The 16,322-nt window shown below is 73.8% G+C and carries 13 protein-coding genes; 8 read left to right on the forward strand and 5 right to left on the reverse strand.

Annotation, left to right across the window (positions count from 1 at the left end):
* Positions 1–4 precede the first annotated feature (4 nt).
* From IHE55_RS15645 to IHE55_RS15660, 4 genes are all read right to left on the reverse strand, one after another.
* Entirely contained in the window at positions 5–3,043 is a 3,039-nt protein-coding gene (locus tag IHE55_RS15645) for an ATP-binding protein (RefSeq protein WP_197989585.1), read from the reverse strand.
* Between the two features lie 7 nt (positions 3,044–3,050).
* A complete protein-coding gene (locus tag IHE55_RS15650; protein ID WP_197989586.1) occupies positions 3,051–3,578 on the reverse strand; it encodes a hypothetical protein in 528 nt (175 codons plus the stop codon).
* Between the two features lie 96 nt (positions 3,579–3,674).
* Positions 3,675–3,962 (reverse strand): hypothetical protein, encoded by a 288-nt coding sequence (locus IHE55_RS15655; protein ID WP_197989587.1) that lies wholly within the window; start codon positions 3,960–3,962, stop codon positions 3,675–3,677.
* A gap of 78 nt (positions 3,963–4,040) precedes the next feature.
* Positions 4,041–5,714 carry a conjugal transfer protein gene (locus IHE55_RS15660; RefSeq protein ID WP_197989588.1) on the reverse strand — a complete coding sequence of 558 codons (1,674 nt, stop codon included), beginning with the start codon at positions 5,712–5,714 and terminating at the stop codon, positions 4,041–4,043.
* Positions 5,715–6,036: 322 nt separating this feature from the next.
* Here IHE55_RS15660 and IHE55_RS15665 point away from each other — a divergent pair, with 322 nt between their 5' ends.
* The 7 genes from IHE55_RS15665 to IHE55_RS15695 all read left to right on the forward strand — a co-directional run bounded on the left by IHE55_RS15665 (position 6,037) and on the right by IHE55_RS15695 (position 12,355).
* Positions 6,037–6,930, forward strand: coding sequence for a hypothetical protein (locus tag IHE55_RS15665; protein WP_197989589.1), 894 nt, complete (start codon positions 6,037–6,039; stop codon positions 6,928–6,930).
* A gap of 273 nt (positions 6,931–7,203) precedes the next feature.
* On the forward strand, positions 7,204–7,923 hold the full coding sequence (locus IHE55_RS15670) for a hypothetical protein (RefSeq protein ID WP_197989590.1): 720 nt from the start codon (positions 7,204–7,206) through the stop codon (positions 7,921–7,923).
* 10 nt (positions 7,924–7,933) lie between these two features.
* Positions 7,934–10,042 carry a peptidoglycan DD-metalloendopeptidase family protein gene (locus IHE55_RS15675; protein ID WP_197989591.1) on the forward strand — a complete coding sequence of 703 codons (2,109 nt, stop codon included), beginning with the start codon at positions 7,934–7,936 and terminating at the stop codon, positions 10,040–10,042.
* Positions 10,043–10,341: 299 nt separating this feature from the next.
* The gene (locus IHE55_RS15680; protein WP_197989592.1) at positions 10,342–10,785 is read left to right on the forward strand and encodes a hypothetical protein; all 444 of its coding nucleotides are present in this window, start codon (positions 10,342–10,344) and stop codon (positions 10,783–10,785) included.
* Positions 10,686–11,591, forward strand: coding sequence for a sensor histidine kinase (locus IHE55_RS15685; RefSeq protein WP_232266392.1), 906 nt, complete (start codon positions 10,686–10,688; stop codon positions 11,589–11,591). Before IHE55_RS15680 ends, IHE55_RS15685 begins: the two co-directional genes overlap by 100 nt.
* Before the next feature lie 107 nt (positions 11,592–11,698).
* Entirely contained in the window at positions 11,699–12,058 is a 360-nt protein-coding gene (locus tag IHE55_RS15690) for a cupin domain-containing protein (protein ID WP_197989594.1), read from the forward strand.
* 3 nt (positions 12,059–12,061) lie between these two features.
* Complete coding sequence (locus IHE55_RS15695) at positions 12,062–12,355, forward strand: hypothetical protein (RefSeq protein WP_197989595.1); 294 nt, start codon at positions 12,062–12,064, stop codon at positions 12,353–12,355.
* 498 nt (positions 12,356–12,853) lie between these two features.
* Here IHE55_RS15695 and IHE55_RS15700 read toward each other — a convergent pair whose 3' ends face one another.
* Entirely contained in the window at positions 12,854–13,279 is a 426-nt protein-coding gene (locus IHE55_RS15700) for a pyridoxamine 5'-phosphate oxidase family protein (RefSeq protein WP_197989596.1), read from the reverse strand.
* Between the two features lie 134 nt (positions 13,280–13,413).
* On the opposite strand from IHE55_RS15700, the gene clpB reads away from it, so the two are divergent.
* Positions 13,414–16,011, forward strand: coding sequence for an ATP-dependent chaperone ClpB (gene clpB / locus IHE55_RS15705; RefSeq protein ID WP_197989597.1), 2,598 nt, complete (start codon positions 13,414–13,416; stop codon positions 16,009–16,011).
* Positions 16,012–16,322 lie beyond the last annotated feature (311 nt).

The raw sequence follows: 16,322 nt of genomic DNA on the forward strand, positions 1-16,322 counted from the left end.
GTCCTTATGAGGATGACGCCGCGGCGCCGGCGGACGCCGGTTCCGCAGCGGAGGGCTCGGAAGCGGTGCCTGACCGGCCGGCGTCGTCGGCCGCCTCCTGGATGAACGTCCAGTCCCAGACACTGAGCGGCGGGTCGATGCCCTGGCGGGCGGGGCGGGTGGTGCCGTTGGTGTCGGTGGCGGCGAGGATCTCCTTGAACACCAGGTCCACCGCGACCGTGCCCACGCGCTTGTCCACGTCCCGCTGGAGGCACACGCCGGTGCGCAGCTCCTGGAGCGCGTTGACCACCTTGGCGTCCGTCTCCGCGCGCCCCAGCAGCGGCGCCACCAGCGCCGCCTCCTGGGCCGACTTCTGCTTGAACGCGAAGACGGTGTGGATCTGGTTGGCGCCGCCGCTGCGGGCCTCGGAGTCCTCGATCTGCACCAGGTCGATGGCCTGCTGGGTGATCAGCACGGTGACCGCCAGGTAGGAGCGGCCCTGCTTGAGCGCGCGCCGCATCAGGTCCCGGCCGCTCTCGGTGGCGGTGACCACGTAGGCCTCGTCCACGAAGAGCGCCTTGGGCCGCAGCCCGACCTGCCCGGTGACCGGGTTGTTCTCGTACCCGACGTCGAGCATCTGGCTGCCCAGCTCCACCACCGCCATCAGCGCGGTGGCCGCCAGCCGCTCGGCCGGGTTCCAGTTCTTCGGGTCGGTGGAGGCCGGCGACTGGTAGCCGCGCAGCGTGATCACCGTACGCCGCTTGCGCACGCTGGACAGCGGCATCGGCCGCTCGGCGAAGGCCAGCCGGGCGTACGGCAGGGTGCGCAGCTCGGTCAGGAGCATCTGCGCCAGCTTCAGCTCCTTGGCGGCCTCCCGGTCCCCCTCCTGCACCGCGTGCTCGTAGGCGCGCTCGACCTCGTCCACCACCTGCCACAGGGTGGGCCGCGGCACCTTGGCGTCGGCCGGGCGGCCGGAGAAGCCCTCCTCGACCGCCTGCCGGACCGCGGAGTTGTACCGGCCGACCACGGTGGCCATGGCCTCGATGACCGGCAGCCGCACCCGCTGGTAGTCCTCGTCGCCGAGGAAGCCGCGGAGCATGCTCTCCGCGAGCAGCCGGCCGGAGGGCACGTCGCGGGCGATGACCCACGGGTCGAGCACCCCGGACTGGCCCTTGAGCAGGTCCACCACCTCGGTGTCGTCCCAGAACGCCCGGTTCACCGGCTGGAACCGGCTCTGCGGGGTGCCCAGGATGCCGGCGTCCGCGTCCGCGGAGAACCCGGGGTCGTTCACCTGCGCGCCGAAGGCCAGGTAGTAGCACATCTGGGCGAAGTCGGTCTTGGGGTCGATCACCAGGCAGCGGACGCCCGATTCCGACTCCTCGTAGAACTTCTGCAGCGCCAGCGAGGACTTGCCACCGCCGGACGCGCCCACGATGGCCACCCCGCCGCCGTCGTTGCGGGCCGGGCCCACGTGCAGCGAGTAGTGGACCGGCATCTTCCCGGCCCAGCCGACGAGGTTGCCGACCCAGCCGAGCCGCTTGCCGGAGCGGTGCTCGGGGTTGTCGCCGATCTCGGTGCCGGCGGTCGGCAGCCCGGCGCCCATCTGCTCCACCTCCTGGAGGCGGAGGTAGGGGGCGATGGGGAGCTTGGGCGCGTCCCCGGGCAGCTGCGACTGGAGCAGCCGCCACTGCTGGCGGGTCGGGCGCAGCAGGGTGACCTTCAGGTCCTGCTTGAACTGCAGCTCCAGCACCCGGCGGCGGCGCTCCAGCTCCCGCACGTCCGGTGCGGAGATGGTGAACCGGATCTGCGCCTCCATCCCGGGCATCTTGTGCTCGTCGATGTCCTCGCAGAGCGTCTTGGCCCGGCTGACCTGGGAGGCCAGCTTGGCGTCCGGGGTGCGCCCGGAGTTGGTCATGTCGTTCAGCTCGTCGACCAGGTTGCCGCGGATCTTGTCCGCCCGGTCCTTGAACCGCGCGTGCGGGATCAGCGTGAAGCGCATGTCGATCTCGACCGGGAAGTCCAGGTGCTGGGCGGCGTACCGGGCCCAGGCGGTGGACTGCCGGAACCGGGTCTCGGCCGGCCAGTTCGCCGCCACCAGGGTGGTGGTGTGGCTGGTCTGCCGGGCGCCGGTCTCCTCGTCGTACTGGTGCAGCACGATGTGCGTCTTTCGGTTCTCGCCGGAGAAGTCCACCACCAGGTCGAACTGGTCCGGGCCCCAGGAACGGGAGCCGAGCACCGGCTCGGGCGGCACCGGGATGTCGCCGAAGAGCGGCTTGCGGATCAGCCAGACCAGCTCCTGGCGGGTGAGCGGGCTGCCGCCGAGGGTCTCCAGGGACTCGTGCACCTCCACGGCGACCTGCGTCCAGTGGGCCAGCAGGGCCGGGTTGAGGTACTCGTCGGAGACGCCGGTGGCGGCGGCGGTCACCTTGTCGGCCGCGCCGTTGACCCCGCGCAGCAGGCCCACGCCCTCCTGCGGCTCCTCGTCCTCGGGCAGCACCCCGGTGCCGCCCCGCTTGAGGTTGCCCAGCTTCACCAGCAGGACGTTCCGCTCCCGCATGGCGCCGATGCGCTCCTGGTACTCGGCCTTGCGGTAGTTGTACGCCTTGTAGTTGGGCGTCGGGTCCCAGGCCACCGCGTTGAGCTCCTCGGCCCAGGTGAGCGCGGTGATCGGCTGGTAGACCTTGCGGTAGTGGCACTCGACGTTCCGGTCGGCGCGGGCCAGGTTCAGCAGCGCGCGGGCCGGGGTCTCCGCCATCGCCTGGAGCTCAGCGGCGTTCAGGTACTCGTCGATGGAGGTGGGCAGGACCAGCCCGGTCCACACCGAGTCGCCGTGGATGAAGATCATGTCGTCGGCGTAGCGGTACGGCAGGCGGAGGTCCTCGCGGCGTGACGCGGCGGTGCCGGACGAGGCGGAGCCGGAGTTCCGGGAACCGCCCTTGCCGCCCTTGCCGCTCGCGCCGCCCTTGCCCTGGCCCTGCGCGGCGCCCTTCTTGGGCGACAGCGCGGCCACGACGAGGGCGACGACGAAGAACACCACGGCCACGGCCGGAATGATCAGGAGCATCTGCTACTCAACTCTGCGGAGGCGGGTCGGACAGCGGGCCCGGCGCACGGCCGGCGGTGCCCGTGGAGAAGGACGTGCCCTGCTGGGCCGCGGCCTCGCGGGCCGCGGCGTACCTGCGGTGCCAGCGGGGCGAGCCGGGGGTCCAGAGGATGACCTGCCAGTGGAGTTCCTCCGGCTCGCGGTCCGCGCCCAGGCCCTGCAGCCGCTTGGGCTGCAGCCAGTAGTCGGCGCGGACCACCAGTTCCTGGCTGAGGGTGAGCGTGGAGGACAGCGGCCGGCCCCAGACGAAGTACACGGCGACCGGCGGGCCGAAGTACAGCAGGGACGTCAGCAGCGACAGACCCAGGAACGGCACCACGGACGAGACGGCGGTCAGCAGCACGACCCAGGCGATGCCGCTGACGAAGGAGGCCCCCAGGGCCGGCAGCAGCAGCCCGGGGAGCGGGATGTTCCCCCAGTTCCAGATGCGCTTGGGGCGCGTCAGCAGATCGGTGTGGTCGTACGCGACCAGCGGCTCCGGCGGGTCCTCCGCCACAGGACACCTCCCCTCTCTCGGTAGCTCCGGTCAACGGCGGCGTCCGCCGGGGGCCGGGGCGGCCGGTTCGGCCCGGACCACCCCGCCGGGGACGCCTTACGGGGTGTTGGTCGGGCCGTTGCCGATGTCGTTGCCGAGGTCGAACAGCACGGTGGTCAGGCCGGCGGCGCCGGCGATCAGGATGGTCGCCACCGCGATCAGACCCACGCCCTGGAACGCCTCCCGCATGCCGTCGCCCTTCTTGACCGACATCAGCAGCCGGAAGCCGAGGAACATCAAGGAGAGCGTGACCAGCGCGATGCTGATCGGCGTGAGGACGCCGAAGATGTTGTTCTTGAGGTCGTCCACGCTGTTCGCGGCCAGCAGCTGCGTGTTGTTGTACATCTCTTCCCTTTCGAGCGAGGGGTCCGGCGCCGGCCGGCCCGGTACGGGTGCACCGGGCCCGTGCCCGGGCATCTCGCGCTAGCGCTTGGTGGGTTGTCCCGCCGTCCGGTCCGGGCCCGAGAGGTTCCCGGGCGTCGCCGACGGCGGGGTGGTCTTGTCGTCCTTCGGGGCGGTCTCGGGGACCTTGGCCGCGCCGCCCTTGTGGTCGAGCACGGCGCCGTTGACGTCCTTGATGAACCAGCCCTGAGCGGTGTTCTCCAGGGTCACGCGGTAGGAGTGGACCGCGCCCACGCCGTCGGCGCCGTTCCAGCGCACCGACACGCGGGCCAGCACCGTGTCCCCGGGGCGGTACCGCACCGCAGCTCCGGCGCGGGTGCCCGCCGGGGCCAGCGCCTCGGCCGTGGTGATCTCCGGCTTCCCCCACGCCCCGTGCAGCCCGCCGGTGGCCCGCGCCGTGGCGTCGGGCATGGTGAAGCGGGCCAGCGCGGTGGCGTCCGAGGACCCCCAGGCGGTGAAGAAGCCGGGCAGCACCCGGGTGGCCAGGTTGTCCGAGAGCGCCTGGTCCACGACCGGTTCGTCGATCGCCGGGGCCTTGCCGCCGGGCGGCAGCGGCATGACGCCGACCTGGCCGACGACCTTCAGCCCCTGGCCGGTCCGCAGGTCGCGGACGTACACCGGGACGGTGAGCGCGGCGACCTGCCCGGTGCTCAGCCGCACCCGGACGCCCAGGTAGCGGCCGTGCCCGGCGTACTCGGGGATCGGCTCGGCGCTGCCGTCCCAGGCGGCGGACTCGGCGGTCTGCGAACCGCTGCCGGTCCACCCGCAGTTGGTCTCGACCCCGGCCGAGACGAAGCGGGCCAGCTCCGCGGAGCGCTCCTCCTCGGTCTTCTCGGAGAAGGTCATGCAGAGCATGGCGTACTCCTCGGCGAAGGTCGCGGCGGCGTCCAGCGGGAAGGAGGTGAGCCGGTAGCGGTCCACGTCCCGCTGGGACAGGGCGGCGGTGCTGGTGCTGCCCGACTTGCCGATGACCAGGCCCATCACGGTGCAGGAGCCCAGCGCGAACAGGCAGGTGGTGGCCAGGACGGTGGCCCGCAGCGCCACATGGGTGCGCCGGCCGGAGGTGGCGATCCGTCCGCCGGGCGCCGGGACGTCGAACGCCTTGCCCGACGTGCCCTTGGCCGCCTTGCCGACCCTGGCCGCCTTGCCGGACTTCCCGGCCTTGCCGGACGTCCCGCCCGCGGCCGCGTTGCCGGCCGTGGCCGGTGCGCCGCCCTCCGCCGCCGGGGCCGACCGGCCGTCCGTCGTCCCGGCCCCGGGCGCGGTGTGCGCCGTACCCGGCCCCGGCCCGGTGCCGGGCCGGGTGCCCGGGGTCTCCTCCCGCGCGGCGTCCGCCGCCGGGGCGGAGGCCCCGCCACGGGACTTCTTCCGCCCGGCGGCCCGCTCCGCGCGGGCGGCCTTCTTCCGCTCGTACTCCGCCTTCCGCTCGCGCCGCCGGCGCTCGCGCTTCTCCTGCTTGGTCTCCGCGTCCGGCCGCGGGCCGGGGTCCCGGGGCGGCAGGGTCGGGACGGCGGCCTGGCCCGGCGGCACCGCGGCCTGCGGGGCGCTGCGCACCCAGGCCGCGGCGACCTGGGCGCGCGCCACGTCGGAGGGGACGCGCTGCTGCGGAGCGGTCGCGGGCGCACCGAAGGATGCGGGGTGCCCGGGTGCCGGGCCTCCGCCGACCCCGCCAGCACTGCTGTTGTGGTCTGTCATCGAGTCGGTGTCTCCAACGGGTGCTCTCTGCTGCCTGCCGTCGGCACCCGCCACACGTCCGCCGGGTGCTGACGGGCAGTCTGACAAACGGCTGTCGCAGCGCCGGGCGGCCATTTCCTCAAGCGGGGACGGCCGCGGAAGCGTCAGGGAAAGCGCGGGGAAAGGGGGGACCGGCACGGTGTGCGGTGCGCGGGTGGCCTGATACAGGCATCGGCGACCATGTGCCCGGACCGCGGCCCCGCCGACCCCCGACCCCGACGACCAGCCGGCCGGCCGGAACAGCCGGCCGCCCGAACCAGCCGACCATGCCGAAGGACGAGCGTTGAGCGAGCAGCACGCGCAACCGACCCCCCACGACCCGCGTGCTCAGGGGGGCATACCGCCGCAGGGCGGCACGCCGCAGCAGCAGGGGGGCACCTCACCGCAGGGCGGCACGCCGCCGCACGGGGGCACGCCGCAGCACGCGGCAGCCGCCCAGGCGTACCCGCCGCCCGGTCAGGGGCAGCCCGGGCCGGGCCAGGGACCGCACGTCCAGGGGCAGGGGGCGGGCTACGGTCCGGGGCCGGTGCCGCCGGGCGGTGCGCAGCAGCCGCAGCAGGCCGGATACGGCCGGCAGGCGCCGTACGTCCAGGAGCCGCAGCAGGCCCAGCCACCCCAGCAGGCGCCGGCGCAGCCGCAGCAGCCGCAGGGGTACGGGCCGCAGGCGCAGCCGGTGTACGGCCCGCCGCAGGAGCCCCGGCAGCAGCCGCCGGGCATGCCGGGGGCGCCGCAGCCGATGGTGCAGCCGTCGGTCGCGATGGCGGTCCAGCAGTCGCTGCCGCAGATGTACCAGGCCGAGCGGGCCTGGGTGGCCGGCTACAGACCGGGCAACCCCTGGCAGGCGGTGCTCTGCCTGCAGTCCCCGCAGGGGATCATGACCTATCCGCTCACCCCCAACACGCTGCCCGAACTGCTCGACGACCTGCTCCAGGTCGCGCAGGAGCAACTGGGGGTCGGCGCCGAACCGGGCGAGGACGAGGCACCCGGCGCGGAGCCGGCCACGCCGGCGCCGGAAGGGACCGACGAGACCGCGCCGGCCGGGAAGGAGAACCGGCTGGCCCGCCTGTCGGGCTGGGCCACGGTGCACGAGCTGTGGGAACGGGAGGACCCCACGGCGCGGATCATCATGTTCGCCGGGGTGGCCGCGCTGCTGCTCCTGGGCATCATCCTGGCCTGACGCCCGCGGCGCGCCGGCCCGTGCCGGCGACCGGGGCCGGCCACGGCCACCGCGCCGCCGGCGGGCGGGTGGCACCCGCGGAAGGCGGGACCGCGGCCGGGACGCACCCGCCCCGCGCGGCCGGCAGCCCCGCCGGTGCACTCCCCGCCCTTTTCCTCACCGCTGTCCCCGTGAGGAAAGCGCGTGGTCCGGCTGCTACACGCAGCTCATACCGTGACACGGTCACCTCACCCCCGAGGCCGCACCGGCAGATGACAAGGGAGTAGCGCGGGCATGGAGTTGGACCCCGACCAGAAGCGCAAGGGGTTCCTGGCGCTGGCCGTGCTGGGCCTCCTCCTCGTCGCCGTGCTGGTCGTCTTCACCGTCTTCGACGGGGAGGAGGACGGCCGGGCCGGCGGTGGCGGTACGCGTCCCACGGCGACCGGCGAACCGGGCGGCGACGACCTGCCGCCGGGCGGTGACACCCCACCGGGGGGCGGCGGCACGTCCGGCGGCGGCACCGGGGCGGCCGGCGGCGACGTCGCCGAGCTGCCCGAGCCGCAGCCCGTGGTGCCGATGTCCGAGGTCGGCGCGGCACACGAGGTGATGGCCAGGTACCTGGCCGGGACCGCCACCTACGACCACGCCAGCGACCCGGAGGAGTGGCGGCGCCCGCTGACGGAGCTCATCACCGATGACACCGCCATCCGCGACGAGACCTCCCTGCCCACCGGGCAGGAGTGGGACCAGTGCAAGGCGGACCGCTGCACCTCGCGCGGCAAGGCCACCGTCATGCGGGACGCGCTGGTCTCCAACGACCTGGTGAAGGGCGGCGGCCGGCAGATCTCCACGGTGATCCAGCTGGACACCACGCGCACCGCGAAGGGCGAGCGGACCACCGAGTCCAACCTGTGGCTGGTGACCGCGGTGAGCGGGCGCGGCGGGGACTGGAAGGTCTCCGGTATCAGTCTCTTCGGGCTCGGGAACGTCGGCTCGTCCGACCAGGCCGGATAGCGAGGCGCAGATGGCGGTTCCGGTAGCCCTGGTGCTCAAGAAGGTGGGCGCCGCGGCGCTCAAGAAGGCGGGCGCCCATCTGGCCGGCCGGAAGAAGCAGGGCGGCTCGGGCAAGGCCGCCGGCATGGGCTGCGGGTGCGGCTGCGCGGGGCTGGCGGTCCTGGTGATGTCCTTCGTCATGGTGCTGACGATGCTGTTCAACGGGTCCGGCAACAGCGCCTCCGCCGCCTCCTGCTCGGACTACAAGGACGCCGCCAACGGCGGCAACACCGGCCCGGAGGCGGCGACCAACCCGATCATGCCGGGCAAGGGGATGTACACCCCGAGCGAGGCGGCGCGGAACGAGATACCCCCCCGCATGATGATGGCCGCGATGCGCGCCGCCGCCCGGTACGACGGGCTGGACTGGACGCTGATCGCGGGCCAGATGTACCAGGAGACCAAGTACGGCCAGGACCCGTCGGCGGCTCCCGGCGGCGCCAACAGCGCCGGCTACAAGGGCATCCTCCAGTTCGGCGACCCCGCGTGGCACGACTACGGGGACGACGGCAACAACGACGGCAAGGAAGACCTGTACAACGTGGACGACGCCGCCTTCGCCGCCGCCAACTACCTGCACGCGAAGAAGGCCGAGACCAACGCCGCCGAGGCGCTGCGCATCTACTCCGGCTCCACCAAGTCCAACACCATCTACATGCGGGTGGTGCTGACCCAGGCGGCCCGCTACCGTGGCGCGTTCACCAACGACGAGAAGCGCATCGAGCGCTGGTACGACCACATCGCCGCGACCATCCGGAGCAACCCCGACTTCCCCACCCTGGGCAAGCAGTCCGACATCCCCGAGCCGGTCGGCAACGACGTCCAGATCTCCGAGGCCGGCAGCATCAAGCCCGTCGAGCCGCGCTCCTGGTCCACCCCGCCGCTGAAGGAGGGCAACCGGCGTTCGGGACCGGACACCGTCCAGGCGGGTGCCGCCACCGGGGCGGCTGACGACGGCGGACAGCCCGCCATGGTCCCCGCGGCGTACGCGGCCCCGGCCGACGCCCCGCGGTTCCTGGCCCGGCCGGACGACGACGCGGGGAAGAACTGGCAGTGGCCCATGAAGGAGGGCACGTACCAGATGGGCACGGAGTACCACAAGGAAGGGCGGATGTGGAGCCTGGGCTACCACACCGGCCTCGACCTGGTGGCCTCCACCGGCACCCCGATCTACGCCCCGGCCGACGGCACCGTGAAGAAGGCCGGCCCGGGCGGGTCCTACGGCAACCAGACGGACATCGAGCACGCCGGCGGCGTCATCACCCTCTACGCCCACCAGACGGAGATCATGGTCTCGGTCGGCGACAAGGTGAAGCGCGGCCAGCAGATCGGCACCGTGGGCGCCACCGGCAACGTCACCGGCCCGCACCTGCACTGGGAGGTGCGCAAGCCCGGCGTGGACAACCCGTTCAACCCCGGCCAGGACGAGGGCCCCGGCATGGTGGACCCCAAGGGCTGGATGGAGGGCAAGGTCGTCGCCGATCCCGACTACGGCACGGTGCCGGACGGCGAGAGCGAGAACGACGAGAGCAAGGACGCCCGGTACGCCGCCTGCGCGGAGCAGGCCGGCGGCCCGAACGTCGATCCGGACGGCGCGGGCAGCACCGGCGTGCTGCCGGCCGAGGACGACCCGGTCATCCGGGCGGTGCTCCGCTGGGCGCAGCGCGGTCTGGGTGTCCCCTACGCCTTGGGCGCGCCGCGCCTGCAGGGGAAGAACCCGCGGAGCTTCGACTGCTCCAGCTTCACGCAGTGGGCCTACTACATGGCCAGCGGTGGCAAGATCAACATCGGCTACACCACCTACGACCAGCAGCCCAACCTCAAGGCGCACAAGGTCGATCTCTCCGAGGCGCAGCCGGGCGACGTGATCTTCTTCCGGCCGAACAGCGACGGCACCTCGGAGCACGTGGGCCTGGTCTGGGACCCCGCCGGCAAGAAGATCATCCACGCGCCGCGCGCCGGCAAGACGGTGGAGTTCAGCACCTGGGACGTGCAGGACGAGATCAACGGCGTCTACCGGGTGCCGATCCCGGCGGGTACCGACCCGGTGGAGACCGACGGCCGCGCCACCGGGGCGTGACGCCGCTCCGGGGCGTGCACGGCTCCGGCGGCGGGCTGCCGCACAGGCGGTTGTCACGGGGGGCCGGCGCGGGACGCGGCACCGGTGGTTGTCACGAGGGGCCGGCGGGCTGACGCGGCTCCGGACGCTACCGCTGCCGGGCCGGCGGCCGGCGCGGGGCCGGCCCGCCGCCGGTGCGGGCCGGCCCGCACCCCCGGGCCGCCGGAACGGGGCCGGGTCAGTGCGCCGCGGCGGGGGCGACCCCCTCCGGGGCCGGCGCGGGGACGACCGCACCGGCGGCCGGCACCGTGGCCGGGACGGTGGGCGCGACGGCGGCCGGGACGGTGGGCGCGGCGGTCGCGGTGATCCCGCCGGCGGCCGGCGCGGCCGTGATCGTCGACCCGCGGGTCGACGATCACGCCGACGCCCTGGCCGGGTTCGCCCCGGCGATCGTGGCGGACTACCGCGCGGCCCTCCGCGAGCTGGGCAACGAGATCGCCGACCCGCCCGCATGGGAACCCGCCCGGCGCCAGGCGCACGAGATCATCGACGACTGCGTCGCCGCGCTGCGGTACGCCCGCCGGCAGCCGACCGAGGACGCGCTGGCCGCCGCCACCGGACTGGGCATGCGGCGGCCGCCCAGTCCCTCCACCCCTCGGTGTCGATGCAGGCGTGCACCACGCTGTTCCAGGTCAGCCTGGACCACCTGCGCCGGGCCACGGCGCTGGCGCCGCCCGACCGCGCGGACGAACTCCTCGCCCTGACCCTGCGCACCTTCAACCACAGCGTCGGCGCGCGCGTCACGGCACATCTCAGGGGTTACGACTCCTTGCTGCTGCACCAGGTACGGGAGGCCAACTCCGCCGACCGGATGCGGCTGTCCCGCGATGTGCACGACTATCTGGGGAATTCGCTCGCGCTCACCCTCCGCCACCTCGAACTGTATGTCGGAGAGGAACTCGACGGCGCCTGGACGCCGCGCCTGGCGCGCGTCCACGACTCCGTACAGGAGGCCCTGTCCTACACCCGCACGCTCGTCAACGGATTACGCATGCGGATTCCCGCGGCGGGTCTGGAGTCCTCGCTGCGGGAATTCGCGGAAACCGTGGGCCGGCCGCCGACCCGTACCGAGATCCGGGTGTGCGGCGACGAATCGTGGATATCGCCGGAGCTGCGTCAGGACGTCATGGTGGCGCTGCGGGAATGCCTCCGGAACGCGTTCACCCACGCCCGGGCCGGGCGGATCGGGTTGTGGGTGGACATCGCCCCTGACGTGATCACCGCCACGGTGGAGGACGACGGCGCCGGGTTCGACCCCGCCCGGACCGCCGGCGGCAACGGCCTGACCTCGGTACGGGAACGGGTCGGCCTGCACGGCGGCACGGCCACCTGGCACAGCCGGCCCGGTGTGGGAACCCAGGTGGTGCTGCGCGTCCCGCAGCGCCGCGCCCCGGGCCCGGCGGACCCCGGTCCGGCGGCCGCGGACCCGGTGGGCCGGGACCCGGCGGAGGGGTGGGCCCCGGACGTTCCCCGGCGGCCCGGCCGGGGCGGGGCGGAGATGCCGGGATGAGCCGGCACGTCCCGGGCCGGAGCGGCCGGACCCCGGTGCGCGCGGGTGCTCCGGGGCTGCCGGGCGCACCATGGAGGTATGGCCGAGAAGGCCGAGGAGGTTGTCCGATGTTGGAAGTGAAGACGGTCGAAAAGCCGGACGAGCGGCGTGACTTCCCCCGCGGCCACCTCGAAGCCCTGCACCTGGACGGGCTGGACTTCGCGGTGGGCACGTTCGAGCCGGGCTGGCGGTGGTCGGAGTCGGTGGCGCCGCTGGCGGGCACCGACAGCTGCCAGGTGCACCACAACGGCTACGTGGTCGCCGGGCGGATGCGTATCCGCATGGACGACGGCGCGGAGGCCGAGGTGGGGCCCGGCGATGTGTTCGTGGTCTCCCCGGGACACGACGCCTGGGTGGTCGGCGACGAGGCGGTGGTCGTGCACGACTTCGCGGGCGGCATGGCCAAGGAGTACGCCAAGGAAGGCTGAGCCATGAAGTTCGTGCAGGTCATCGAGTACGAGACGGCACGGGAAGCGGAGATGGCCCAGCTCATGGACGAGTGGATGATGGCCACCGAGGGGCGGCGGACGGTGACCCGCGAGTACCACACGCGGGACCGTGAGAAGCCGAGCCACTTCGTGGACATCGTGGAGTTCCCGTCCTACGAGCAGGCCATGATGAACAACGCGCTGCCGGAGACGGTGCGGGTGGCCGAGCGGTTCCGCGCGCTGTGCGAAGGCGAACCGCGGTTCGTGAACCTGGAGGTCCTCGACGAGGAGCCGTGAGGAGGCGGACCGGGAGCCGTACGGGCCGTCCGCCGGAGCCCCGCCCCGGCGGACGGCCCGCACCGGGCCGCCGGGCCCCGTCGGGTCCGCGGCCTGGTGCGGTCCGGCTCCGCCGCGCGGAATCAGGCGTACGCCCAGGAGCCGGCGTACGTGCGGGGACGCGTGAGGCCGGCCGGGGCCGGCGTACGCGCGGGGTCGGAGCATGCGCGGGGCCGGCGTACGTACCCGGGCCGGCACCCGTTATGCCGGCGATGGCGCAACGGGGCCCATGCCGCGGGGAGCGGTGCGGCGCGCCCCGGGGAGTGACGTACCCGGGGAGTGACGGGCGGCGGCGGGGGCAGACGGAGGTGCGGACAGGGCGCGCGGGTGCGGACCGGGCACGGCGCCGACGTCCGTGACGCGGCCCGGCACGGACACGGCGCGAGCGGCGGATGAGGTGGTACGGGGCGGCACGGGCTTGCGCGACAGGTGGTACGGGGCGCCGGCGCGGCCGGCGGGTCAGGTGCGGGGCCGCGGGGCGGTCACCCGGCCCATCGCCCGGGTGAGGGTGATCTCGATGAGCACCCGCTCCGGGTTGGGGGCCGGGGTGCGCCCGTAGCGTTCGGCGTACCGCCGCACCGCGTCCTCGACCAGTTCCGGCTCGGTGCGGACCCGCGCGCGGCCCTCCAGGGTCGCCCACCGGACGTCCGCCCACTGACAGACCGAGACCGGCGCGCCCGCCGGGCCCGCGGCCCGCACGTTCGCCGCCTTCCGGCTGCCCCGGCGGGTGATGACCCGGGCCAGGCCGGCCTCCGGGTCGTAGGTGACGCCGACCGGGACGGTGTGCGGGGTGCCGTCCGGGCGGAGCGTGGTGAGCGTGCACAGCTGCCGCTCCTGCCAGAAGCTCAGGTACAGGGGGTCCGGGTGCCTGGGGTCGATCGCCATGCCCGGGAATCTATCCTCCGCACCTTGAGTGGAATAGACTCAACTTATCGGAGGTTGGAGAAGGCAGATTCCGGGGACCCGACCTGTGTCGAGTCCTGCAATTTCCGTAAGCGTGCGAGGAGGAGCAGCACACCGTGGACGCCGAGCTGACCAACAAGAGCCGGGAGGCGCTGAGCGCCGCCAACGACCGGGCGGTGTCCGCCGGGCATGCGGACCTCACCCCGGCCCATCTGCTGCTCGCCCTGCTCCAGGGCCAGGACAACGAGAACCTGATGGACCTGCTGGCGGCCGTGGAGGCGGACGCCGCCGCGGTGCGCGGCGGGGTGGAGCGGCTGCTGGGCGGGCTGCCCAGCGTGCAGGGCTCCACCGTGGCGCCGCCGCAGCCCGACCGGGACCTGCTGGCGGTGCTCGCCGACGCCGCCGAGCGGGCCCGGAAGCTGGGCGACGACTACGTCTCCACCGAGCACCTGCTGATCGGCGTCGCCGCCCGGGGCGGCCGGGCCGGGGAGCTGCTGGACCGGCAGGGCGCGTCCGCCCGCAAGCTGCTGGACGCGTTCGAGAAGCGGCGCGGCGGCCGCCGGGTGACCAGCCAGGACCCCGAGGGCACGTACAAGGCGCTGGAGAAGTTCGGCACCGACTTCACCGCCGCCGCCCGGGAGGGCAAGCTCGACCCGGTCATCGGGCGGGACCAGGAGATCCGGCGCGTGGTGCAGGTGCTCTCCCGCCGGACCAAGAACAACCCGGTGCTCATCGGCGAGCCGGGCGTCGGCAAGACCGCCGTGGTGGAGGGGCTGGCGCAGCGCATCGTCAAGGGCGACGTGCCCGAGTCGCTGAAGGACAAGCGGCTGGTGGCGCTGGACCTGGGCGCGATGGTCGCCGGCGCCAAGTACCGGGGTGAGTTCGAGGAGCGGCTGAAGACCGTGCTCGCCGAGATCAAGGCGAGCGACGGCCAGATCATCACCTTCATCGACGAGCTGCACACCGTGGTGGGCGCCGGCGCGGGCGGCGACTCCGCGATGGACGCGGGCAACATGCTCAAGCCCATGCTCGCCCGCGGCGAGCTGCGGATGGTCGGCGCCACCACCCTCGACGAGTACCGGGAGCGGATCGAGAAGGACCCGGCGCTGGAGCGCCGCTTCCAGCAGGTGCTGGTGTCCGAGCCGACGGTGGAGGACACCGTCGCCATCCTGCGCGGGCTCAAGGGCCGCTACGAGGCCCACCACAAGGTGCAGATCGCCGACGGCGCGCTGGTCGCCGCCGCGACCCTCTCCGACCGCTACATCACCTCCCGCTTCCTGCCGGACAAGGCCATCGACCTGGTGGACGAGGCCGCCTCCCGGCTGCGGATGGAGATCGACTCCTCGCCGGTCGAGATCGACGAGCTCCAGCGCGCCGTGGACCGGCTGAAGATGGAGGAGCTGGCGCTGAAGAGCGAGTCGGACGAGGCCAGCCGGCAGCGGCTGGAGAAGCTCCGCCGCGACCTCGCCGACAAGGAGGAGGAGCTGCGCGGACTCACCGCCCGCTGGGAGAAGGAGAAGCAGGGCCTGAACCGGGTCGGTGAGCTGAAGGAGAAGCTGGACGAGCTGCGCGGCCAGGCCGAGCGCGCCCAGCGCGACGGCGACTTCGACACCGCCTCCAAGCTGCTCTACGGCGAGATCCCGGCCGTGGAGCGGGAGCTGGCGGAGGCGTCCGAGGCCGAGGCGGAGGCCAAGAAGGAGACCATGGTCAAGGAGGAGGTCGGCCCGGACGACGTGGCCGACGTGGTCGCCTCCTGGACCGGCATCCCGGCCGGCCGGCTGCTGGAGGGCGAGACCCAGAAGCTGCTCCGCATGGAGGACGAGCTGGGCAGGCGGCTGATCGGCCAGGGCGAGGCGGTCCGCGCGGTGTCGGACGCGGTGCGCCGCACCCGCGCCGGGATCGCCGACCCCGACCGGCCCACCGGCTCCTTCCTCTTCCTGGGCCCGACCGGCGTGGGCAAGACCGAGCTGGCCAAGGCGCTCGCCGACTTCCTCTTCGACGACGAACGGGCCATGGTCCGGATCGACATGAGCGAGTACGGCGAGAAGCACAGCGTCGCCCGGCTGGTCGGCGCCCCGCCCGGCTACGTCGGTTACGAGGAGGGCGGCCAGCTCACCGAGGCGGTCCGCCGCCGCCCGTACAGCGTGGTGCTGCTGGACGAGGTGGAGAAGGCCCACCCGGAGGTCTTCGACATCCTGCTCCAGGTGCTCGACGACGGCCGGCTCACCGACGGCCAGGGCCGCACCGTCGACTTCCGTAACACCATCCTCATCCTCACCTCCAACCTGGGCAGCCAGTACCTGGTCGATCCGCTGACCGGCGAGGAGGAGAAGAAGCAGCAGGTGCTGGAGGTGGTCCGGGCCTCCTTCAAGCCGGAGTTCCTCAACCGGCTGGACGACCTGGTGGTGTTCTCCGCGCTCACCAAGCCCGAACTGGGCCGCATCGCCCGGCTCCAGATCGACCGGCTCGCCCGGCGGCTGGCCGAACGGCGGCTCACCCTGGAGGTCACCGAGGCGGCCCTGGACTGGCTCGCCGAGGAGGGCCTGGACCCGGCGTACGGCGCCCGCCCGCTGCGCCGCCTGGTGCAGTCCGCGATCGGCGACCGGCTGGCGAAGGAGATCCTCTCCGGCGAGGTCCGGGACGGCGACACGGTCCGGGTGGACCGGGCCGGCGACGACCTGCTGGTCGGCCCGGTGCCGGCGGCGGCCGGCTGAGGCACCGGCCCACCGGGAGGGGCCCGCCGCGGCACCGGCCCGCCGGGACGCGGGCCCGGCCGGTGGATACCTCCCCGGTGCGGGCCCGCTGAGCCGGCCGGACCGCCCGCGGCTGGGGCCCCCGGGCCCCGGGCCGGCCCGGGGCCCGGGGGCGCCTCCCGGGCGGGCCGCACTCCCGGGGCGGTGTGCCCGGCCGGTTGCCGTCCGGGTGCGTGACGGGCCGGAGCGCCCGGCCGGATCGTGTCAGCCCTGGGCGGATCGGGCGCGTCAGGGGTTGCGGTGACCGGCGGGGTGTGGGGGAGGATGGCCGT

The organism is Streptomyces pactum, assembly GCF_016031615.1.
Lineage (GTDB): Bacteria > Actinomycetota > Actinomycetes > Streptomycetales > Streptomycetaceae > Streptomyces > Streptomyces pactus.